Annotated in this window: 18 protein-coding genes; 1 reads left to right on the plus strand and 17 read right to left on the minus strand. The window is 62.7% G+C overall.

Features of this window, described 5'->3' with window-relative positions; all coding sequences use genetic code 11:
• Positions 1-59: 59 nt before the first annotated feature.
• The gene (gene secA, locus P3T20_RS08165) at positions 60-2,861 is read right to left on the minus strand and encodes a preprotein translocase subunit SecA (protein ID WP_429286650.1); all 2,802 of its coding nucleotides are present in this window, start codon (positions 2,859-2,861) and stop codon (positions 60-62) included.
• Positions 2,862-3,140: 279 nt separating this feature from the next.
• Between secA and P3T20_RS08170 the strand changes: the two genes are divergently transcribed.
• The gene (locus P3T20_RS08170; RefSeq protein ID WP_074262550.1) at positions 3,141-3,638 is read left to right on the plus strand and encodes a DciA family protein; all 498 of its coding nucleotides are present in this window, start codon (positions 3,141-3,143) and stop codon (positions 3,636-3,638) included.
• Between the two features lie 87 nt (positions 3,639-3,725).
• Here the strand turns inward: P3T20_RS08170 and lpxC are convergent, their stop codons facing one another.
• The 16 genes from lpxC to rsmH all read right to left on the minus strand — a co-directional run bounded on the left by lpxC (position 3,726) and on the right by rsmH (position 22,658).
• Positions 3,726-4,643, minus strand: coding sequence for a UDP-3-O-acyl-N-acetylglucosamine deacetylase (gene lpxC, locus P3T20_RS08175; RefSeq protein WP_074265844.1), 918 nt, complete (start codon positions 4,641-4,643; stop codon positions 3,726-3,728).
• A gap of 267 nt (positions 4,644-4,910) precedes the next feature.
• Positions 4,911-5,414: a peroxiredoxin gene (locus tag P3T20_RS08180; protein ID WP_429286651.1), complete on the minus strand. Its 504-nt coding sequence runs from the start codon at positions 5,412-5,414 to the stop codon at positions 4,911-4,913.
• A 272-nt stretch (positions 5,415-5,686) separates the two neighbouring features.
• Complete coding sequence (ftsZ, locus tag P3T20_RS08185; RefSeq protein WP_074262552.1) at positions 5,687-6,883, minus strand: cell division protein FtsZ; 1,197 nt, start codon at positions 6,881-6,883, stop codon at positions 5,687-5,689.
• 129 nt (positions 6,884-7,012) lie between these two features.
• Complete coding sequence (ftsA, locus tag P3T20_RS08190) at positions 7,013-8,245, minus strand: cell division protein FtsA (RefSeq protein WP_074262553.1); 1,233 nt, start codon at positions 8,243-8,245, stop codon at positions 7,013-7,015.
• 27 nt (positions 8,246-8,272) lie between these two features.
• Positions 8,273-9,025: a cell division protein FtsQ/DivIB gene (locus tag P3T20_RS08195; RefSeq protein ID WP_074262554.1), complete on the minus strand. Its 753-nt coding sequence runs from the start codon at positions 9,023-9,025 to the stop codon at positions 8,273-8,275.
• Between the two features lie 10 nt (positions 9,026-9,035).
• The gene (locus P3T20_RS08200) at positions 9,036-9,977 is read right to left on the minus strand and encodes a D-alanine--D-alanine ligase (RefSeq protein WP_074262555.1); all 942 of its coding nucleotides are present in this window, start codon (positions 9,975-9,977) and stop codon (positions 9,036-9,038) included.
• A complete protein-coding gene (gene murC, locus P3T20_RS08205) occupies positions 9,974-11,380 on the minus strand; it encodes a UDP-N-acetylmuramate--L-alanine ligase (RefSeq protein WP_429286652.1) in 1,407 nt (468 codons plus the stop codon). The genes P3T20_RS08200 and murC overlap by 4 nt, the downstream gene beginning before the upstream one ends.
• Complete coding sequence (gene murG / locus P3T20_RS08210) at positions 11,377-12,516, minus strand: undecaprenyldiphospho-muramoylpentapeptide beta-N-acetylglucosaminyltransferase (RefSeq protein WP_429286653.1); 1,140 nt, start codon at positions 12,514-12,516, stop codon at positions 11,377-11,379. Before murG ends, murC begins: the two co-directional genes overlap by 4 nt.
• The gene (gene ftsW, locus P3T20_RS08215) at positions 12,513-13,775 is read right to left on the minus strand and encodes a putative lipid II flippase FtsW (protein WP_074262558.1); all 1,263 of its coding nucleotides are present in this window, start codon (positions 13,773-13,775) and stop codon (positions 12,513-12,515) included. Before ftsW ends, murG begins: the two co-directional genes overlap by 4 nt.
• On the minus strand, positions 13,772-15,286 hold the full coding sequence (gene murD, locus P3T20_RS08220) for a UDP-N-acetylmuramoyl-L-alanine--D-glutamate ligase (protein ID WP_429286654.1): 1,515 nt from the start codon (positions 15,284-15,286) through the stop codon (positions 13,772-13,774). The genes ftsW and murD overlap by 4 nt, the downstream gene beginning before the upstream one ends.
• Before the next feature lie 27 nt (positions 15,287-15,313).
• Positions 15,314-16,483: a phospho-N-acetylmuramoyl-pentapeptide-transferase gene (gene mraY, locus P3T20_RS08225; RefSeq protein WP_074262560.1), complete on the minus strand. Its 1,170-nt coding sequence runs from the start codon at positions 16,481-16,483 to the stop codon at positions 15,314-15,316.
• Between the two features lie 17 nt (positions 16,484-16,500).
• Complete coding sequence (locus P3T20_RS08230; protein ID WP_429286655.1) at positions 16,501-17,928, minus strand: UDP-N-acetylmuramoyl-tripeptide--D-alanyl-D-alanine ligase; 1,428 nt, start codon at positions 17,926-17,928, stop codon at positions 16,501-16,503.
• Positions 17,925-19,484, minus strand: coding sequence for a UDP-N-acetylmuramoyl-L-alanyl-D-glutamate--2,6-diaminopimelate ligase (locus P3T20_RS08235; protein WP_429286656.1), 1,560 nt, complete (start codon positions 19,482-19,484; stop codon positions 17,925-17,927). Before P3T20_RS08235 ends, P3T20_RS08230 begins: the two co-directional genes overlap by 4 nt.
• The gene (locus P3T20_RS08240; protein WP_429286657.1) at positions 19,481-21,349 is read right to left on the minus strand and encodes a peptidoglycan D,D-transpeptidase FtsI family protein; all 1,869 of its coding nucleotides are present in this window, start codon (positions 21,347-21,349) and stop codon (positions 19,481-19,483) included. The genes P3T20_RS08235 and P3T20_RS08240 overlap by 4 nt, the downstream gene beginning before the upstream one ends.
• Positions 21,346-21,708: a cell division protein FtsL gene (gene ftsL, locus P3T20_RS08245; RefSeq protein WP_429286658.1), complete on the minus strand. Its 363-nt coding sequence runs from the start codon at positions 21,706-21,708 to the stop codon at positions 21,346-21,348. The genes P3T20_RS08240 and ftsL overlap by 4 nt, the downstream gene beginning before the upstream one ends.
• Positions 21,705-22,658 carry a 16S rRNA (cytosine(1402)-N(4))-methyltransferase RsmH gene (gene rsmH / locus P3T20_RS08250; protein ID WP_074262565.1) on the minus strand — a complete coding sequence of 318 codons (954 nt, stop codon included), beginning with the start codon at positions 22,656-22,658 and terminating at the stop codon, positions 21,705-21,707. Before rsmH ends, ftsL begins: the two co-directional genes overlap by 4 nt.
• Positions 22,659-22,667 lie beyond the last annotated feature (9 nt).

Raw genomic sequence — 22,667 nt, forward strand, 5'->3', positions numbered from 1 at the left:
GCCAGCAAAACGCTGGGTAAAACGATGCGGCGCGCTCGAGGCGCGCCGCTGGGTCAATCTCAAGCAATCTTGCCGTGGCACTGCTTGTACTTCTTGCCGCTGCCGCAGGGGCACGGATCGTTACGGCCCACCTTCGGCACGTTGTCTGCAAACGGTTCGGCCGCTGCACGCGCTCCGCTGTGACTCATCGCGTCGCCGATCATGGCGGCGGTCGCCACTTCAGCCGCTACAGGCGCGGCGGCTTCCACAACTTCGGCATGTCGGAACTCGACATTCTCGAGGTGGCTACCCTGCTCTTCGAAATCCTCGGCAGCCTGTTCCAGTTGTTCCCGCGATTCGATCTGCACGTTCATCACCGTGCGCGTGACGCTGAGCTTCACATCGTCCAGCATCGCAGCAAACAATTCGAACGCTTCGCGCTTGTATTCCTGCTTCGGATTCTTCTGCGCATAACCGCGCAGATGGATACCCTGGCGCAGGTGGTCGAGCGCGGCGAGGTGTTCGCGCCAGTTCCGATCCAGCGTCTGCAGCAAGATGGAGCGTTCGAAGTTGCTGAAGGACTCGCGGCCAACCAGCGTCACCTTCGATTCGTACGCTTCGTCCGCCGCGGCGATCACGGCTTCGAGAATCTCGTCCACATTGATCGAGGACGATTCGTTGATCATTTCCTGAATGGCGAGATCGAGCTGCCACTCTTTGCGCAGCACTTCTTCGAGCTCGGGCACGTCCCACTGTTCTTCGATACTGCCTGCCGGCACGAACTGATGGACGATGTCGGTGATCACGCCATGGCGCATGGCGCCGATGGTTTCCGTGATGTCATTCGCCTCGAGCAATTCATTGCGCTGCTGGTAGATCACCTTGCGCTGATCGTTCGACACGTCATCGTATTCGAGCAACTGCTTACGAATGTCGAAGTTGCGTGCCTCGACCTTGCGCTGCGCCGATTCGATCGAGCGCGTGACGATGCCCGCTTCGATCGCCTCGCCTTCCGGCATCTTCAGGCGATCCATGATGGCACGCACGCGGTCGCCGGCGAAAATACGCAGCAGCGGATCTTCCAGCGACAGATAGAAGCGCGACGAACCCGGGTCACCCTGACGGCCGGCACGGCCGCGCAACTGGTTGTCGATCCGGCGCGACTCGTGGCGTTCGGTGCCGATGATGTGCAGACCGCCCGCGGCCTTCACCTGATCGTGCAGTGCCTGCCACTCGTCGTGCAGCTTCTGGATACGGCGTTCCTTCTCGTCCGACGGGATAGCCGGGTCGGCTTCGATAAATGCAGCCTGCTTCTCGGCGTTGCCGCCCAGCACGATGTCGGTACCGCGGCCGGCCATGTTGGTGGCGATGGTCACGCGCTTCGGACGGCCCGCTTCCGCGACGATCTCGGCTTCCCGCGCGTGCTGCTTGGCGTTCAGCACTTCGTGCGGCAAACCGGTCTGCTTGAGCAGATGCGACAGCAGTTCGGAGTTCTCGATCGACGTGGTGCCGACCAGCACCGGCTGGCCACGCTCGTAGCAATCGCGGATGTCGCGAATGACGGCGTCGTAGCGTTCCTTGGCCGTCTTGTAGATCTGATCCTGCTTGTCGACCCGCCGGGACGGGCGGTTCGTCGGGATCACGACCGTTTCCAGCCCGTAGATCTCGTTGAATTCGTACGCTTCCGTGTCCGCCGTCCCGGTCATGCCCGACAACTTCGCGTACATCCGGAAGTAGTTCTGGAACGTGATCGATGCGAGCGTCTGGTTTTCGCTCTGGATCTTGACGTGTTCCTTCGCCTCGACGGCCTGGTGCAGGCCATCCGACCAGCGGCGACCCGACATCAGACGGCCGGTGAACTCGTCGACGATCACGACTTCGCCGTTCTGCACCACGTAATGCTGATCTTTGTAGAACAGCGTGTGCGCACGCAAGGCGGCGTACACGTGGTGCATCAGCGTGATGTTCTGCGGCGCGTAGAGGCTTTCGCCTTCGCCGATCAGGCCCCACTCGGAGAGCAGGCGCTCGGCCTTTTCGTGGCCCGATTCGGTCAGGAACACCTGACGGCCTTTCTCGTCCAGCGTGTAGTCGCCCGGCTTTTCGACGCCGGTACCATCCGCCTTTTCCTCGCCGATCTGACGCTCGAGCAGCGGCGGCAGCGCATTCATGCGCACGTACAGCTCGGTGTGGTCTTCAGCCTGACCGGAGATGATCAGCGGCGTACGCGCTTCGTCGATCAGGATCGAGTCCACTTCGTCGACGACCGCAAAATTCAACGACCGCTGCACCCGCGCATCGGTCTCGTAGACCATGTTGTCGCGCAGGTAGTCGAAGCCGAATTCATTGTTCGTGCCGTAGGTGATATCCGCGCCGTAGGCCTGCTGCTTCATGCCATGGTCCATCTGCGACAGGTTGATGCCGACTGACAGACCGAGGAAGTTATACAGACGCGCCATCCATTCGGCGTCGCGTTGCGCGAGGTAATCGTTCACCGTCACGACGTGGACGCCGCGCCCGGTCAGCGCATTCAGGTAGACCGGCAGCGTAGCGACGAGCGTCTTGCCTTCGCCGGTGCGCATTTCGCCGATCTTGCCGTAATGCAACACCATTCCGCCGATCAGCTGGACGTCGAAGTGGCGCATTTTCAGGACGCGCTTGCTCGCCTCCCGGCACACCGCGAAGGCCTCCGGCAGCAGTTTGTCGAGCGACTCGCCGCTGGCGATGCGCTGGCGGAATTCACCCGTTTTGGCGCGCAGTTCGTCATCCGTCAATTGCTCGATCTGCGGTTCGAGCGCATTGATCGCCGCGACGGTCTTTTGATATTGCTTGACTAGCCGCTGGTTGCGGCTGCCAAAAATCTTTTGTAGAAAACCGGTGGTCATCGGATCGGTGTCTGCGTCGCGGCTTCGGCTGGTTCACGGCATGCGGTTTGATCGCATGCCGGTCCGGGGTCGGAAGTGCCTCGGCGGCTTAGTCCAAGAGTGAATTCGAATCGGGCATTTTAGCACGCGCCCCAGAGCGCGCCTGTGTCACAGGCGCGACGTAGGGATAGCGTGTAGAGCTCCGGCCAGAGCCTCGATGAGCCCGGCCCGGGCCACATCCCGCGCGGTACAATCCCGGCGTGAGCGCACATTGTGTGCGACCACGCCCTACTATCCTACATGAGCCGCTCCCCGTCGTTTTCAAGGCCGCCGCCCAGGCAGTTCAACACGCGCCGCCCGCAACCGGTCTCCGAAGTGCTCAAGCGCACGGATGCGTTTGCCGCCCTGCGCGCCGGTGTGGAGCAGATCGCCTCGCTCGAGAAGGATCTACGCGAATTGTTGCCGGATTATTTGGGTTCGAGCGTTGAACCGGGTTTTATCAAGGATGGCGTACTGGCACTTTTTGCCGCGCATAACGCGCTGGCGGCACGTTTGCGGCATCTTGAGCCGCGGTTGTTGTCCGACCTGCAGCAGCGCGGCTGGTCGGTCAATTCCCTGAGAATCCGTGTGCGTCCGCAGGCGGTAAAAGAGCCGCCGCCCGTCAAACAGGCGCGCATGACCCCGGCAGGCGCCGATGCCTTGCACGCGCTGAGCGAGTCGCTCGCGCCATCGCCGTTGCAGGCCGCGCTTGCGAGGATGGCGGCCCGGCATCTACGGAATCGCGAGAGCAAAAAATAAGCGGCCCAAGGGGCCGCTTATTTTTTCTACCTGAGAGAGCCAAACCCGACCGCACTGCATCACGCAGCGGGTCGCTAGCGGAAGGAATCAGGCAAATGCCGTCTGCGTATCGAACGCAAAGCCACGCGGAGCCTTTTGCGTATCTTCAAACGTGACGATTTCGTACGCGTCTTCGTGCTTCAGCAGTTCGCGCAGCAGCGCGTTGTTCAGGCCGTGGCCCGACTTGTACGCCGTGTACGAGGCGAGCAACGGATGGCCGACCACATATAGGTCGCCAATCGCGTCGAGCATCTTGTGCTTCACGAACTCGTCGTCGTAGCGCAAGCCGTCGTTGTTGAGGATGCGGTATTCGTCCAGGGCGATGGCGTTGTCCATGCTGGCGCCGCGGGCAAGGCCCAGTTCGCGCAGCATTTCCACTTCATGCGCGTAACCGAAGGTACGGGCCCGTGCGATGTCACGCACGTACGACGTATGCGCAAAGTCCACTTCCAGCGCCTGGCCGGTCTTGTCGACCGCCGGGTGACGAAAATCGATGGTGAATTTGAGCTTGAAGCCGAAAAACGGGTCCAGACGGGCAAACTTGTCGCCGTCAATGATTTCGACCGGCTTCGTGACCTTGATGAATTTCTTCGCGGCGTTCTGCTCCTCGACACCCACCGACTGAATCAGAAACACGAACGTGGCGGCGCTGCCGTCCATGATCGGAATTTCTTCGGCGGTGACGTCAACGTACAGATTGTCGATACCGAGGCCCGCGCAGGCCGACATCAAATGTTCGATGGTCGAGACGCGCACGCCGTCCTTCTGGAGTACAGAGGCCAGACGTGTGTCGCCGATCGACGTCGTGGCCGCCGGAATCTCAACGGGAGTCGGCAAGTCCACACGCGTAAACACGATGCCGGTGTCAGGAGCGGCCGGGCGGAGCGTCAATTCGACCTTACGGCCGGAGTGAACGCCGATGCCGACAGTCTTGACAATCGATTTGATAGTGCGCTGCTTCAACATGGTGATCTTCTGTTCGATTGAAAATCCCAATCGGGACTTTTTATTCCATAGCGCGAAGTATACTCCATTACCCTGGGAAACGTGATTTCCGAGGAGGTATCAATCTGTTTCTCTACATTACCCAGAGGGTAAAGCGTGACGGGCCGATGTCCCGGAACGGAGGCGTTTCCGGTCATCAGCCCGCGTTACGGCTTGTCACATGAATGCCTTCTGGCCGTTGCCCCGACACAACGTAACGCCGGGAAAAGGCCGTTCGGCACCCCCGTACTAGCTCAACGTGGCGAGGATACTGCCCGCATCGCTGACTTCGAACTTGCCGGGTGCCTCGACGTTCAGCGTCTTGACCACGCCGTCGTCGACCACCATCGCGTAGCGCTGGGAACGAATCCCCATGCCGCGCGCCGACAGGTCCTGCTCCAGACCGAGCGCCCGCGTGAAAGCCGCACTACCGTCCGCCATCATGCGCACCTTGCCCGAGGTGTGCTGATCGCGTCCCCACGCGCCCATGACGAACGCGTCGTTGACGGACACGCACCAGATTTCATCGATGCCGGCAGCGCGCAACTGCTCGGCATGCTCGACATAACCCGGTACATGCTTGGCCGAACAGGTCGGCGTGAACGCGCCCGGCAATCCAAAGATCACCACGCGCTTACCCGCCGTCTGCTCGCGCACGTCGAAGCTGTTCGGTCCGATCGTGCAGCCCGCACGCTCCTCTTCGATTAACTCAAAGACGGTTGCGCCGGGTAGCTTTTCACCCACCTTAATCATGGCTCAGTCCTTCACGTCAATGCGGAGCATGCCCGCACGTCGTCGTGCCGCAGTGAATCGTGCAGTCGCGCACCTGCCCCAACTTTTGCGCTACCTGCCGGCCGCATCTGCCAGCGACAGCCGCCCCATCCGCTTCGCGAATCCGAAGGGGGCACCTGTCCTTGCCGCGTTTTCGGAGAAACCGCGGCCTGCTTTGCCGTCCACTCGCCACGCTCGTGCATTCCCTGCTCGCACGCAATTCACGTGCCGCAGCGAAAGCCTGCTCGTATGCGTCAGTCCGCCTGCTTGCGCAGGAATGCCGGGATATCGTACGTATCGACGCCTTTTTCCTGCAGCGCCTGCACGTGCGATGCCGCCGTGTCACGCGAAGTGCGCCACACTGCCGGCGTATCCAGCGCGCCGTAGTCTGCCGTGCTTGCGTAATGTTGCGGAGCGTGCCCGTGCTGCATTGCACCAACCGGCTGGTTGTCCGTACCGGTACGCAGCAGCGTCATCGGAGCCGATTGCTGCTTCTTCGCAGCACGGCCCAGACCCGTTGCCACCACCGTCACGCGCAGCGCGTCGCCCATTGCATCATCGTATACCGCGCCGAAAATCACCGTTGCGTCTTCCGCCGCGTAGCTCTTGATGGTGTTCATCACTTCGCGGGTTTCCGACAGACGCAGCGAACGGCTCGACGTGATGTTGACCAGCACGCCACGTGCGCCCGACAGGTCCACGCCTTCCAGCAGCGGGCTGGCAACAGCCTGCTCCGCAGCCAGACGCGCGCGATCGACGCCGGCAACCGTCGCCGTGCCCATCATCGCCTTGCCCTGCTCGCCCATTACCGTCTTCACGTCTTCGAAGTCGACGTTCACCAGACCATCGACGTTGATGATTTCAGCGATACCGGCAACTGCGTTGTTCAGAACGTCGTCCGCGCACTGGAAGCACTTGTCCATCTCGGCGTCATCGCCCATCACCTCGAACAGCTTGTCGTTCAGAACGACGATCAGCGAGTCGACGTGATCCTCCAGTTGCTGCGATCCAGCTTCTGCTACACGCATGCGCTTGCCGCCTTCGAATTCGAACGGCTTGCTGACCACGCCAACAGTCAAGATACCCATTTCCTTGGCAATCTGCGCCACGACCGGAGCTGCCCCCGTGCCCGTGCCGCCACCCATGCCTGCGGTGATGAACACCATGTGTGCGCCGCGCAATGCGTCTGCGATACGCTCCCGTGCTTCTTCTGCTGCGGCGCGGCCCATTTCCGGCTTGGCGCCAGCGCCGAGACCGGTGTTGCCGAGCTGGATCACCGACGACGCGCGCGAACGCGACAGCGCCTGCGCGTCCGTGTTCATCACGATGAAGTCGACGCCTTGCACGCCTTTGTTGATCATGTGCTGAACGGCATTGCCGCCAGCGCCACCGACTCCGATCACCTTGATGATGGTGCCGTTGGTTTCGGTTTCCAGCATCTGGAATTCCATGTTGCCTCCGTCAAGATAAAAAATTGCAGCCACTCGGCCGTTATTCGGCAGGAGATCGGGCAACCTCCTGTCGCGCGCCGGCCGCCGGCACCAGCGCGTATTGCGAAATCTGTGCGTACTGCGAATGCTTTAAAAATTACCCAGGAACCAGTCCTTCATGCGCGTGAACACCTGGCCCATCGAGCCGGATTGCACCGCCACCTTGCGGCCGCGCATCCGTTGCGAACGTCCTTCCACCAGCAGGCCCATCGCCGTCGAGTAGCGCGGGTTGCGCACTACATCCGCGAGACCGCCTGCGTATTCGGGCACGCCGATGCGCACCGGCTTCAGGAAGATGTCCTCACCCAGTTCGACCATGCCAATCATCATCGACGCGCCGCCGGTCAGCACCACGCCGGAGCTCAGCAGTTCCTCGTAACCCGACTCGCGCACCACCTGCTGCACGAGTGAAAACAGTTCTTCGACACGCGGCTCGATCACCGCCGCCAGCGCCTGGCGCGACAGCGTGCGCGGACCGCGTTCGCCCAGACCCGGCACTTCGATCATCTCGTCCGGATCGGCCAGAGCCTGCTTGGCGATGCCGTAATCCACCTTGATGTCTTCCGCATCCGGCGTCGGCGTGCGCAGCGCCATCGCGATATCGCTCGTGATCTGGTCGCCGGCGATTGGAATCACCGCGGTGTGGCGGATCGCGCCTTCGCTGAAAATCGCGATGTCCGTCGTGCCGCCGCCGATATCCACCAGCACCACGCCCAGTTCCTTCTCGTCTTCGGTCAGCACTGCCAGCGACGACGCCAGCGGCTGCAAGATCAGATCGTTCACTTCGAGGCCACAACGGCGCACGCACTTGACGATGTTCTGCGCCGCGCTCACCGCGCCCGTCACGATATGCACTTTCACTTCGAGGCGAATGCCACTCATGCCAATCGGTTCGCGCACATCTTCCTGACCGTCGATGATGAATTCCTGGGTCAGGATGTGCAGCACCTGCTGATCGGTCGGGATGTTGATCGCCTTGGCCGTCTCGATCACGCGGGCCACATCGGCCTGCGTCACTTCTTTTTCCTTGATCGCCACCATGCCGCTCGAATTGAAGCTGCGGATATGGCTGCCGGCGATCCCCGTGAATACATTGGTGATCTTGCAGTCGGCCATCAGCTCCGCTTCTTCGAGCGCACGCTGAATAGACTGCACGGTGGCCTCGATGTTCACCACCACACCCTTTTTGAGCCCCTTCGATTCGCTCTGGCCGAGGCCGATCACCTCGTAGTGACCTTCGCCTTTCAGCTCGGCGACGATGGCCACGACCTTCGACGTCCCGATGTCGAGGGCGACCAGCAGATCTTTATAGTCTTTACTCATAGCGTGCTCATTGCGTGTGATGTCCTGTTACTTCTTGCCCTTGTCGGGTTCGGTGATAAAGCGCATCCCTGCTGCGCGAATCGCGAAACCGTTCGGATAGCGCAAGTCCGCATACTCGATATCCTTCCCCCAACGTTGCGTCACTGCTGCCCACGCCGCTGTCAGGCGCTTGCTGCGATCGAGCAGCGTCTGCTGATTGCGCTCGCGCCCCAACTCGATCTGCGTACCGTTCGACAACTTGACCGTCCAGGCGTAACGCGGTGACAGCGTGACCTCTTCCGGCGTCGCACCCAGCGGGGCAAACCACTTCTTGAAGTCGCGATATCGCGCGACCACTTCTTGCGCCGTGCCATCGGGACCGTCGAAGGCCGGCAAATCCTCTTCGAGCTCGCCCTGGTTCGCGGTGAACAGTTCGCCGTCCACACTCACCAGCTGATCGCTGCCCCACGTTGCTAGCGGTTTGTACTCTTCCAGCGTGACAGCCAGTGCATTCGGCCAGACGCGCCGCACACTCGCATGACGCACCCACGGCATCTGCTCGAAAGCCTGGCGCGCCGCGTCCAGATCGACTGTGAAAAAATTGCCCTTTAAGCGGCCCACTACGCCTGCACGCACCGTCGGCGAATTGATGTGCTCGGTGTCGCCGTCGATCTGGATTTCGCGCAGCGCAAAGCTCGGCCGCTGCACCAGCCACACTCCGCCGGCCGCCAGCAGCACGAGCACCAGCAACGCGTGTAACGCGTTGGCGGCGAAATTGAGCTGGCGAACGTTGTTCCACATAGCGTCGGCGTCAGTCCTTCAGCGTGAGCGCCAACACGCTCACGACCAGATCTTTGTAGCTGATGCCAACCGCACGCGCCGCTTTCGGCGGCAGCGAGTGATCGGTCATGCCTGGGGCGGTGTTCACTTCCAGGAAATACGGATTGCCCTGTGCGTCCAGCATGAAATCGGCGCGGCCCCAATCGGTGCAGCCGAGCACGTCGAATGCGCGGCGCGCCAGCGCTTTCAGGCGTGCTTCCTCGGCCGGCGCCACGCCGCACGGAATCAGATACTGCGTGTCATTGGCGACGTACTTCGCGTGATAGTCGTAGAACTCGCCCGCCGGCACGATGCGGATTACCGGCAGATCGAGATCGCCCGCGATACACGCCGTGTATTCGCCGCCGCCTTCGATGCTCTTTTCCACCACCACGATCTTGTCGAACTTCGCAGCTTCTTCGAGCGCGGCCGGCAATGCGTCTGCGCTCTTGACCTTGATCACCGCGACGCTCGAGCCTTCACTCGCCGGCTTCACGAAGAGCGGCAAGCCAAGCTTCGCGACGATGTCCGTTGCACGCGCTGCGTAGTCGTCGCCGCGCAGCACCGCTTCGAACGGCGGCGTCGGCACGCCCAGTTGCTGCCACACGAGCTTGGTGCGGAACTTGTCCAGACCGAGCGCCGAACCCAGTACGCCGCTGCCCGTATAGCGAATGCCGTAGAAGTCCAGCGCGCCCTGAATCTGACCGTTCTCGCCGTAGCCACCGTGCAGCGCGTTGAACGCGCGCACAAAACCTTCGTCTTTCAACGCCGCTAGCGGACGCTCGGCAGGGTCGAACGGATGAGCGTCGATACCGGCCTCACGCAGCCCCTGCACCACGAGGCGGCCCGAGTTGAGCGACACTTCGCGCTCGGCGGATTCACCGCCGAGCAGGACTGCCACCTTGCCGAACTGTTTAGGATCGAAACTGCTCATTTCACACCTTCGTTTTGCGCGAGACGACCCGGCACACCGCCAATCGAACCCGCACCCATCGTGATCACCACATCGCCGTCGCGCACGAGCGTCGTGAGCGCGTCCGGCACTTCTTCCACTGTTTCGACAAACACCGGCTCGGTCTTGCCCGCCACGCGAATTGCGCGAGCAAGCGCGCGGCCATCTGCGGCGACGATCGGCGCTTCGCCTGCCGAATAGACTTCGGTCAACACCAACGCATCGACGGTGGACAGCACTTTCACAAAATCTTCGAAGCAATCGCGCGTACGCGTGAAGCGGTGCGGCTGGAACGCGAGCACCAGACGACGACCGGGGAACGCACCACGTGCCGCGGCGATCGTCGCGGCCATTTCGACCGGGTGATGGCCGTAATCGTCGACCAGCGTGTAGGTGCCGCCGGGTTGATCAACCGTCGTAACCGGCACCTCGCCGTAGCGCTGGAAGCGTCGGCCTACGCCGTTAAAATCTGCGAGTGCTCGCTGGATATCGGCATCTTTCACTTCAAGTTCAGTCGCAATTGCAATTGCGGCCAATGCGTTCTGCACATTGTGCGTACCGGGCAGGTTCAACACGATGTCGATCGGTGCCGCATCTTCACGCAGCGCCGTGAAATGCATGCGGCCATCGTGAGCCTCGACATTCACCGCGCGCACCTGTGCCTCGGCCGCGAGACCATAGCGGATGATCGGCTTCGACACGAACGGCAGGATCTCCTTCACGTTCGGATCGTCGACGCACAGCACCGCGATGCCGTAGAACGGCAGCCGATGCGTGAACTCGATAAACGCCTGCTTGAGCCGCGCAAAGTCGTGGCCGTAGGTGTCCATGTGATCGGCGTCGATGTTCGTGATGACCTCGATCACGGGGAACAGATTCAGGAACGACGCATCCGATTCGTCCGCTTCGGCCACGATGAAGTCGCCGGTGCCAAGGCGCGCATTCGCGCCAGCACTGATCAGCCGGCCGCCGATCACGAAGGTGGGATCGAGGCCGCCTGCGGCGAGCACGCTCGCCACCAGCGAGGTAGTAGTCGTCTTGCCGTGCGTGCCGGCGATGGCAATACCCTGCTTCAGGCGCATCAGCTCCGCGAGCATCACTGCGCGCGGCACGATCGGAATATGCCGATGACGCGCGGCGAGCACCTCCGGGTTGTCGCTGCGCACCGCAGTCGAAACGACCACGGCATTGGCGCCTTCGATGTTCCCGGCGTCGTGACCAATCGCAATGCGCGCGCCGAGTGCGGCGAGCCGGTCGGTCACGGCGTTCTTCGCGAGGTCCGAGCCGCTTACCTGATAGCCGAGATTCACCAGCACCTCGGCGATACCGCTCATCCCTGCACCGCCGATGCCGACGAAGTGAATATGTTTAACGATGTGTTTCATTGTTGCCTTCCTTCTGTGCTCGGGCTCTGGCTCGGGACTACGCCTGCCACGGTGGCGCAAATCTGCGCGACCTGTTCGGTGGCATCGGGTTTCGCGAGCGAGCGCGAACGCTCTGCCATCTGCGCGAGCGTCTCGCGAGTCTGGCTACGCAACCAGGCGACGAGACCCTCCGCCGTCAGATCGCGTTGCTGCACTACCAGCGCCGCGCCGTGATCGGCGAGGAACGCTGCATTGGTTGTCTGGTGATCGTCGACTGCGAACGGGAACGGCACGAAAAACGCGGCCACGCCCACTGCCGCAATCTCGGCCACGGTCATCGCACCCGAGCGGCAGATCACCAGATCCGCTTTCGCGTAAGCGTTCGTCATGTCGTCGATGAACGGCACGAGTTGCACGTCCGCCTCTTCACCTTCCAGGGATAGCAAACCGGCTTGCGCGTAATTCGCTTTCAACGCATCGATATGCTTCGCGCCAGCCTGATGCACCACGCGCGGACGCTCCTCTGGCTTGAGCATCGCCAGCGCACGCGGCACGACTTCATTAAGCGCCGCGGCCCCAAGACTGCCGCCGACAACCAGCAGATTCAGCGGACCGCTGCGTTGTGCGTAGCGTGCTTTGGGTGTCAATGTGCGCGCAAGTTCCTCACGAATCGGATTACCGGTCCATTCAGCGTGTGGAAGCGCGTTCGGGAACGCCACGAGCACGCGTTTCGCGACCTTTGCCAGCACCTTGTTCGCGAGACCGGCGATCGAATTCTGTTCGTGCAGTACGAGCGGACGGCCGCTCAGCGCCGTCATCAAACCGGCCGGGAACGTGATGTAACCGCCCATGCCGAGCACGACGTCCGGCTTCACGCGACGCAGCACACTCAGGCTTTGAGCGCAGGCGCGAAGCAGATTGACCGGCAGCATCAGCTTGGTAATCAGGCCCTTGCCACGTAGACCGCCAAAGCGCACATATTCCATCGGGATGCCATGCTTGGGCACGAGCGTCGCTTCCATGCCTGCGGGGTTGCCGAGCCACACGACCTTCCAGCCCCACGCCTGCATCAGGTGAGCAACCGCGAGCCCCGGGAACACGTGTCCCCCGGTGCCGCCGGCCATCACCATCAGCGTGCGCTGTTGCATGGAGGTCATACTTTCCCTCCGCGCATCAGCACCCGGTTTTCGTAATCCACGCGCATCAGCAGACCAATCGCAATACAGTTCAGCAAAATGCCCGAGCCGCCGTAACTGACGAGCGGCAACGTAAGACCCTTGGTCGGCAGAAGCCCCAGGTTCACACCCATATTGATGAAGGTCTGCGCACCGAACCACAGGCCGATGCCTTTCGCGACCAGCCCCGCAAACGTACGATCGAGCGCGAGCGCCTGACGGCCGATCTCGAACGAGCGGCGCACGATCCAGTAGAACATCAGGATCACCACCAGCACGCCCACGAACCCGAGTTCCTCGCCGATCACCGCGAGGATGAAGTCGGTATGCGCTTCCGGCAGGTAATTGAGCTTCTCGACGCTGCCGCCGAGGCCCACGCCGAACCACTCGCCGCGTCCGAAGGCGATCAGCGAGTGCGTCAATTGATATGCCTTGCCCTGTGCGTAACGGTCGTCCCATGGATCGAGATACGCGAAAATCCGCTCGCGGCGCCATGGCGATGCCCACACCAACAAACTAAATGTCCCCACCGCAGTGGCAACCAGCCCACCGAACAGCTTGCCGTTCACGCCGCCGAGGAACAGCACACCCATCGCGATCGCCGCGATCACCATGAACGCGCCCATGTCAGGCTCGAGCAGCAGCAGTGCGCCCACCACGCCTACGGCAAATGCCATCGGCAGGAAGCCCTTGGCGAAGCTGTGCATGTATTCCTGCTTGCGCACCGTGTAGTTCGCCGCGTAGATCGTCACGGCAAGCTTCATGATTTCCGACGGCTGCATGTTCGTGATGCCGAGCGGAATCCAGCGGCGCGCGCCGTTCACGCCCTTGCCGACGTGCGGAATCAGCACGATGACGAGACTGGCCAGCGCGAGCAGGAAGATCTTCGGCGCGTACTTGTCCCACGTCGAAACCGGAACCCGGAACGCGACCACGCCGATCACCGAACCCAGCACCACGAAGACGATCTGGCGCACGAGGAACGCCCAGTCGCGATACGACGCGTATTTGGGCGAGTCCGGCATCGCGATCGATGCCGAGTACACCATCACGATGCCCAGGCCGAGCAGTGCGATCACGACCCACAGCAGCGAGTGATCGTAATCGAGCATGCGCGAGCGCAGCGGACGCACACCGTTGACAGCGCTCGCGAGGCCGCTCGCCGTGCGTGCTGCGCTGGCATCGCCAACTGAGCCGCGCTGCTTGGAAAGGCGCGAACCGAAGCGTTCCGACCAGCTCATATCATCGTCCCCCGTTCGGCAGCGATGTCTTCAACCGTGCTGCGGAACACAGCGGCACGATGCGCGTAATCCTTGAACATGTCGAAGCTTGCACAGGCCGGCGACAGCAGCACGGCGTCTCCCGGTTGCGCGAGCGCTGCCGCGGCGCGGGTGGCATCTTCGAGCGTGGGCTGATCGGTCAGCGCAATGCCGGTATCGGCCAACGCGGCGCGAATCAGCGGTGCATCACGGCCAATCAGCATCACTGCGCGGCACCAGCGCATCACCGGCGCGGCGAGCGGCTCGAATTCCTGGCCCTTGCCATCGCCGCCGGCGATCAGCACGGCGCGCTGTGCGAGGCCATCGAGCGCGGCAACCGTTGCGCCGACATTGGTGCCCTTGCTGTCGTCCACGTAGTCGATACCCTCGATCGACGCGATCAGTTCCACGCGATGCGGCTCGCCGCGATATTCGCGCAAACCGTGCAGCAACGGTGCGCCCGGCAGATCGATGGCGCGTGCAAGCGCGAATGCGGCGAGTGCATTGGCGGCGTTGTGCAGACCGCGGATCCGCAACGCGTCAGCCGGCATCAGACGCTTGAGGGCGATGCTCGGCGGCGCGGCAGTTTCGTTCTTGCGGCGACGGGTCGGCGCGGGTTCGTCGGTGGCGTCGCGGTCGAGCGCTTCGACGAGCCAGACGATACCGTTGTCGCGCAGGAGACCGTAGTCGCCAGGACGCGTCGGCTCAGTCACGCCAAAGGTGACCGCGGGTGCCGCGCCGTCAGCCGCGGGCGCAAGCGCCATCACACGAGCGTCGTCGCGGTTCAGCACGCGCACCGTCTGCGGCCCGAAGATCTTGCCCTTCGCCGCAGCATAGGCATCGAGGCCGCCGTGCCAGTCGAGGTGGTCCTGCGTGATGTTGAGAATGACCGCCGTATCCGGCGCGAACGTGTGCGCCGTCTCCAGCTGGAAGCTCGACAGTTCGAGCACCCAGATGTCGGGCAGCGCGGTGTTGTCGATTGCTTCGGTGAGCTTGTCGAGCACCGCTGGGCTGATGTTGCCCGCCACCGCGACTTTCTTGCCGGCGCGTTCGCACAACAGGCCAGTCAGACTCGTTGTCGTGGTCTTGCCGTTGGTGCCGGTGATCGCGATCACCTTCGGCGCGTAGCCGCTCTCGCCAAGCGTCTTCAGCGCCTGTGCGAAGAATTCGAGTTCGCCCCAGACCGGGATGTCTTTTTCGCGCGCTGCGGCAATCAGCGGCAGCAAATCTGCGGCGAGCGGCGAGAGACCAGGGCTGATCGCCACCAGGTCGACGCCTTCGAGCAACACCGGCGAAAACGGTCCACCGACAAAGTCGGCGTCGACGCCATGCGCTTCCAGTGCAGACAGATTCGGCGGTACTTCACGCGTGTCGGCCACGCGCAACCGACACCCGTGCCGCGCGCACCAGCGCGCCATGGCGAGACCCGATTCGCCGAGTCCCAGCACGAGCACCATCGGCTTTTGCCGATCCCGAAACTTCTCGCCAAACATCGCTTTCCCTTTTACTTCGACAACGGCTTAACGCAACTTGAGCGTGGACAGACCGAACAGACACAGCATCAACGTGATGATCCAGAAACGCACGACAACTTGCGTCTCTTTCCAGCCGGACAATTCAAAATGGTGATGCAGCGGCGCCATCTTGAAGAGACGCCGGCCTTCGCCATAGCGGCGCTTGGTGAACTTGAACCAGGTAACCTGCAGCATCACGGAAAGCGTCTCCGCCACGAAAATGCCGCCCATAATGAAGAGCACGATTTCCTGGCGGACGATCACCGCAACCGTGCCGAGTGCGCCGCCCAATGCCAGCGCGCCGACGTCGCCCATGAACATCTGCGCGGGGTGCGTGTTGAACCAGAGGAACGCGAGACCGGCCCCACCCATCGCGGAACAGAAAATCAGCAACTCACCGGCGCCGGCGATATGCGGAAACAGCAGGTATTTCGAATAGATCGAGCTGCCCATCACGTATGCGAACACACCGAGCGACGCGCCCACGAGCACCACGGGCATGATCACCAGACCATCGAGGCCGTCGGTCAGATTCACCGCGTTGCTTGCGCCGACGATCACCAGATACGTCAGCACGATAAAGCCCCACACGCCAAGCGGATAGCTGATCGACTTGAAGAACGGCAGCATCAGGTCGGCGTGCGGCGGCAAGCCAATTGAAAAGCCACTTCGCACCCACGCCATGAAGAGATCGTAGACGCGCACGTTGCTCGCCTCGGACACGCTGAAGGCGAGATATACGGCGGCGAACAGACCGATCACCGATTGCCAGAAATACTTCTCGCGCGAGGACATGCCGCGCGGGTCCTTGTAGACCACCTTGCGGTAATCGTCGACCCAGCCGATCACACCAAAGCCGAACGTCACCAGGATCACGATCCAGATAAAGCGGTTGGTCAGATCGGCCCACAGCAGTGTCGAGACCGCGATGCCGAGCAGAATCAACACGCCGCCCATGGTCGGCGTGCCGGATTTGATGAGGTGAGTCTGCGGACCGTCCTTGCGAACGGCCTGCCCCACCTTCATGGCGGTCAGCTTGCGGATTACCGCCGGGCCGCAGACGAGTCCGATCAGCAGTGCGGTGATGGTCGCCGCCACCGCACGGAAAGTCAGATAACTGATCACGCGCAAGAAGCTTGCGTCATTCTGCAGCCATTGCGCCAGCGCCAGTAACATGCTTCGGTCCTTCTATTTCAGTGTGCATCGGGCGCTGCGCCCGGTGCGATGGGTTGTGGACTCGTTACGGCGTCCACCACGCCCTCCATTTTCATGAAGCGCGAGCCTTTCACGAGAAGCGTTGCCGAGGCGTCGAACCCAGCCTGCAGCAGTTGTGCAACCAGCGTGGCGACATCGTCGACGTGATGCGCATCCGCGCCGTAGGCGGAGCAGGCATCACGCGAGGCGTCACCGAGTGCGTACAGCGCGTCGATGCCGCGCTCTTTGGCGTAGGCACCGATTTCGCGGTGAAACGCGGGGCCGTGGTCGCCGACTTCACCCATGTCGCCCATCACCAGCACGCGCGGCGAGGGACGCGAGGCGAGCACGTCGATTGCGGCGCGCATCGAATCGGGGTTGGCGTTGTAGGTGTCGTCGATCACCGTTGCGCCGGCGAGCGCTCCAAGCGCCGCACGCTTGACCTGCAGACGGCCCTTCACCGCGCCGAACGATTCGAGCCCGCGCTTGATGGCATCGAGCGAGACGCCCGAGGCGAGCGCGGCCGAGGTAGCGGCCAGTGCGTTGTGCGCGTTGTGATCGCCAAGCACTTGCAACGTGACGTCGAGGTGGCCTTCCGGTGTTTCGATGCTCAGCTGGTTACCGGCGAAGCTGCCTTTCACGGCGGCTTCGGTTGTGCGACCGTCGTTATTGAGTGCGAAGTCGATAATGCGGTTGCCCGTAGCGGCGACGCGCCAGATGCCTGCGTAGGCATCGTCCGCCGGAAACACCGCGACGCCATCCGGCGTCAACGAATGGATCACGCTCGCATGTTCGAGCGCGACCGCTTCGACGGTCGCCATAAACTCCTGGTGCTCGCGTTGCGCGTTGTTCACAACCGCAACCGTCGGCTCCGCGATCTTGCCGAGCAAGGCGGTTTCGCCCGGGTGATTCATCCCGAGTTCGACGACCGCCAGTCGATGCGCCGAGGTAAGACGAAACAACGTCAGCGGCAAACCGATGTCGTTGTTGAAGTTGCCTGCCGTAGCAAGACGCGCTTCGGCACCGACCGCCGCCGCGAAAATCGACGCGATCATTTCCTTGACCGTCGTCTTGCCGTTACTGCCCGTCACGGCCACGAGCGGCATCGTGAAACGACGGCGCCAGCCGTAGGCGAGCGCGCCGAGCGCAGTGCGGGTATCGGCCACCTTCAGGGACGGGACTTGCCAATCCGCAGGGGTGCGCGTCAGCAGCGCCGCCGAGACATTGCGAGCCGCCACATCGGGCAGGAAGTCGTGTGCGTCGAAACGGTCGCCCTTGAGCGCGACGAACAGATCGCCCGGACCCGCGGTGCGGCTATCCGTTGAGACGTGCTCGAACGTGACGCCGTCGTCACCCACGACGGTTGCCGACGGAATCAGTGCTGCTGCTTCGCGCAGGGAGAACATCGCGCCACCTCGCCGTGTCATTCGCCACCTCCGCGAGCTTGCGTTGCCCGCGCGGCCAATGCCAGCCGTGCGTGATCCTGATCGGAGAAAGCGCGTTTCTTGCCCATGATTTCCTGTGTTGCTTCGTGACCTTTACCGGCCAGCACGATCACGTCTTCGCGCGCCGCGCCGCGGATAGCCTGCAGGATGGCGCTCGCGCGATCTTCGATACGGCGCGCCTTCGACGGATCTTTCATACCCGCGGCAATCTGGTCGAGAATCTTCTGCGGGTCTTCGCTGCGCGGGTTGTCGCTCGTCATGACCACGCCGTCCGCCAGCCGCTCCGCGATCGCGCCCATCAACGGACGCTTGGTCGCATCGCGATCACCGCCGCAACCGAACATGCAGATCAGTTCGCCGCCGCGCGCCGCCGCCATCGGGCGTAGCGCTTCGAGAGTCTTTTCCAGTGCGTCCGGGGTGTGGGCGTAGTCGATTACGACGAGTGGTTCGTCGTTCTGCAGGCGGCCGCCGAGCCGTTGCATGCGGCCATTGACCGGTTCCAGCTTCGCCAGTTCGGCAAGCGCGACGTCGAACGGCACATCAGCCGCGAGCAACGCACCGAGCACGCCCAGCAGATTGCTGACGTTGAAGGCGCCGAGCGTCTGGACTTCGACTTCTGCGTCACCCCAATCCGAGGTGGTCAGATAAAACGCGGTGCCGGTCGCGGTGGCGCGCACGTCGGCCGCATGCAGCCATGCGTCGGCCTGCGGCGCTGCGGCGTCCGGTGCCTCACTGCGCGTGCCGAGACCGTAAGCGATGGTTCGCGCGTGGCCTTGCGTGCTGGCAAGCAGGCGCCGTCCGGCTTCGTCGTCGTGATTGATCACGGCACAGCGCAGCCCCGGCCACGCAAACAGACGCGCCTTGGCGGCTTCGTAGGCCTCGAAGGTGCCGTGATAATCGAGGTGATCCTGCGTGAGATTGGTGAACACGGCAATCTCGAACGCGGTGCCGTTCACCCGTCCCTGATGCAAGGCGTGTGACGACACTTCCATGGCCACCGCCTGCGCGCCCGCATCGCGCAACTGAGCGAGGTTGCGTTGCAATTGCGGCGCGTCCGGCGTCGTAAAGCCTGTATGGACAAGGTGGCCGGGCATACCGCTGCCGAGCGTGCCGATGATGGCGCAAGGCGTGCCGAGCGCGCTCAGCGCCGCCGCGATCCACTGGCTGCACGAGGTCTTGCCGTTGGTGCCCGTGACGCCGACCACGCGCATCGCATCGCTCGGGTCGCCGTACCAGCCGCTCGCAATCGATCCTGCCAGCTCGTTCAGCGCAGGTACCGCGCGCGCCAATGCCGGATCCGGCGAACCCGTGAAGTTCTCCGGTTGAAACAGCACGGCAGCCGCGCCGCGCTCAATCGCGCTTTCAATGAATGGGCGATTGTCAGCGCCGTCGACGGCATAGGCGAGGAATACATCGCCCGCGGCAAGCGAGCGCGTATCTGCGTGCACATGGGCACCTGGCTGCACGCGAGCGTGCAGCCAGGTGAGGGCGTCGGCAATCTGCCGGTGCGCTGGATGCTTCGAACGTAGCGCACTCATCGGACAACTCCCGGATGGCTTTTCGCATTGGCCGCGATGGTCATTTTCTTGGCGCCACCGCTGGTGGACAGCTTTTTCGCCGCAGGCGGCGGCAGCGTCGGCGCGGCGGGGGCGACCGGCGCCGAGTCGTCCGATACCACCATCTGCTTGACCGGCATGTCCGGCGGAATATTGAGCGAGCGCAGGGTGTCGCCGGCGATCGCCGAGAACACCGGGCCCGATACCTGGCCGCCGAAGTGGCTGCCGGCGGTCGGTTCATCCACTGAGACCGCAACCACGATGCGCGGATTCGGCATCGGCGCCATGCCGACGAACGAGGCGCGGTACTTCGATTTGTCGTAGCCGTGCGCGCCGTGCTTGTACGCCGTGCCGCTCTTGCCGCCTACGCGATAGCCCGGCACGGCCGCATCCGGCGAGGTGCCGCCCGGCGCAACCACGGTTTCGAGCATCGCACGCACTTCACGCGCGGTGACCGGCGAGAAAATCTGCGGACCGTTGACCGGCTGATCGCCCGGGTTACGGAAAATCGTCACCGGCAGAATTTCACCGTCATGAGCAATCGCAGTGTAGGCGCGCGCCAGCTGGAACAGCGAAGCCGACAGGCCGTAGCCATACGACATCGTCGCCTGTTCGATACGACGCCAGCTCTTCCACGGACGCAGATGGCCCGCGGTCGCGCCGGGGAAACCGATCTTCGGCGCCTGGCCAAGACCGATGCTCGTATACATATTCCACATCTCTTCGGGCTTGAGCGTCATGGCGATCTTCGTCGCGCCGATGTTGCTCGATTTCTGAATCACGCCGCCGACCGTCAGCACGCCGAACGCGCTATCGTCGGTGATCGTCGCGCCATCGAGATTGAAGTGTCCCGGCCCCGTGTCTACCAGTGTAGTCGGCGCCACGCGATGCAGATCGAGCGCGAGCGAGATCGTGAACGGCTTCATGATCGAGCCCGGTTCGAACTCGTCCGTCAGCACGCGATTACGCAGCTGATCGCCGGTCAGGTGAGTGCGGTCGTTCGGGTTGAAGGTCGGATAATTGACGAGCGCCAGCACTTCGCCGGTGCGCACGTCGATTACCATCGCCGCGCCGGCCTTGGCCTTGAATTTGTCGACCGCGGCCTTCAGGTTCGTATAGGCGATGTACTGGATCTTGCTGTCGATCGCCAGATCCACGTCCTGGCCGTTGTGCGGCACGACCTGTTCGTCGACGTCTTCAATGACGTGCCCCATCCGGTCCTTGATGACGCGGCGGATGCCCGGCATGCCTTCGAGCAGCTTCTGGTCGCCGAGCTCGACGCCTTCCTGACCTTCGTCCTCGACATTGGTGAAACCGATCAGGTGGGCGGCAATCTCGCCTTCCGGATAGAAACGCTTGTATTCGTCGCGCTGATAAACACCGGGAATGTCGAGCGCGGTCACCTGCTCGGCGATGTCGACCGGCACCTGACGTTTCACGTAGACGAAGTTCTTGTCCTCGGACAGCTTGGCGCGCAGTTCAGTATTCGACATCCCCAGCAGCTTGCCGAGCGCAGTCAGCTTGTCGGCGCCAAGATCGTCGGGAACGGCTTCGGGAATCGCCCAGATGGCGCGTACCGGCAAGCTCGTGGCGAGCACAAGGCCGTTGCGGTCGAGAATCTTGCCGCGCGTAGCCGGCAGCTCGAGCGTTCGCTGATAGCGGCTTTCGCCCTGCTTCTGATAAAACGCGTTGCCCGGACCCTGAATCCAGAACGCGCGGCCAGCCAGCGCGACGAACGCCATGAACAGCATGAACACGACGAGCTTCGAGCGCCACATCGGCAAACGCACGGACAGGATCGGGTTCGACGCGAACGCGACACTCTTGCGGGTTGAACTCTTGTTCATCGCGCGCTCCCCTGACGGGTGACGTGCGGGGCAGACGCCGTCGCCGGCGCGGGCGCCGACGTCGGTACCGGCGCATCTTCAGCCGTGGCGGCGCCCGGGGAGAGCGTCAGATATTGAGTGCGGCCGGTGGTGACGGCCGCCATCTTCAGCGAATCCGTCGCAATCTGCTCGATGCGCGAGGTTTTCGACAGTGCGCTCTGCTGGTATTGAAGCTGCGAATAATCCTGCTGCAACTGACGCTCCTGCGACTCCGCGCGCTGCAACTGGATAAAGATCTGACGCTGCTGATTCGTCGCGTTAACTACAGATAATGCACAGCCCATTACAACAATCAGCAGAAAGATATTGAGGCGGCTCATGGCGCGATACGCTCCGCCACACGCATCACGGCAGAACGGGCGCGCGGATTCGCGGCGACTTCAGCGTCGCTCGCGAACACGCGGCCGATGATTTTTAGCGGCGGGCTGGGCAGGTCGACGGCACGGATCGGCAGACGGCGATCCACCGCCGGAGCACTGGCGTGCGCCTGCATGAACCGTTTGACGATCCGGTCTTCGAGCGAATGAAAGCTGATCACCACCAGCCGCCCCCCTTGCTCCAGCAGCGCTAGCGCCGCTTCTAAAACGACTTGCAGCTCCGCAAGCTCTTGATTGATGTGAATCCGTATAGCCTGAAAGGTGCGGGTTGCCGGATCCTTGCCCTTCTCACGGGTTTTGACGACGTTAGCCACGATTTGGGCAAGCTCGCCCGTGCTGACGAGAGGCCCAAGACGGTCGGACTCTGCCCGGCGAGCAACAAGCGCCTTTGCAATCTGAAAAGCAAACCGTTCTTCCCCATAATCTCGTATTACCTCCGTCAATTCCTGCACCGTGGCCCGCGCCAGCCAATCAGCAGCAGACTCGCCGCGCGTCGGGTCCATCCGCATGTCGAGTGGGCCGTCGGCGCGGAAACTGAAACCCCGCTCCGGATCGTCGACTTGCGGCGACGACACGCCCAGATCCAGCAACACCCCCGACACCCGCCCTACCCCACGCTCCGCAACCGCGTCGCGCAGTGAAGCAAAACTCTCGTGCACGATCTCGAAACGCGGATCGGCGATTTGCTGAGCCGTGGCGATGGCTAGCGGATCCTTGTCGAATGCGATCAACCGCCCCGACTCACCCAGCTTGCCCAACACCGCGCGGCTATGTCCGCCGCGACCGAACGTGCCGTCTACATAGACGCCGTCCGGGCGCTTGATCAACGCTTCGACCGCCTCTTCCAGCAGCACCGTGCGATGCTGCAACTCGTTTCCCATCGCAGGTGCCATATATGTGAG

This window comes from Paraburkholderia sp. GAS206C, assembly GCF_050435645.1.
Lineage (GTDB): Bacteria > Pseudomonadota > Gammaproteobacteria > Burkholderiales > Burkholderiaceae > Paraburkholderia > Paraburkholderia phenazinium_B.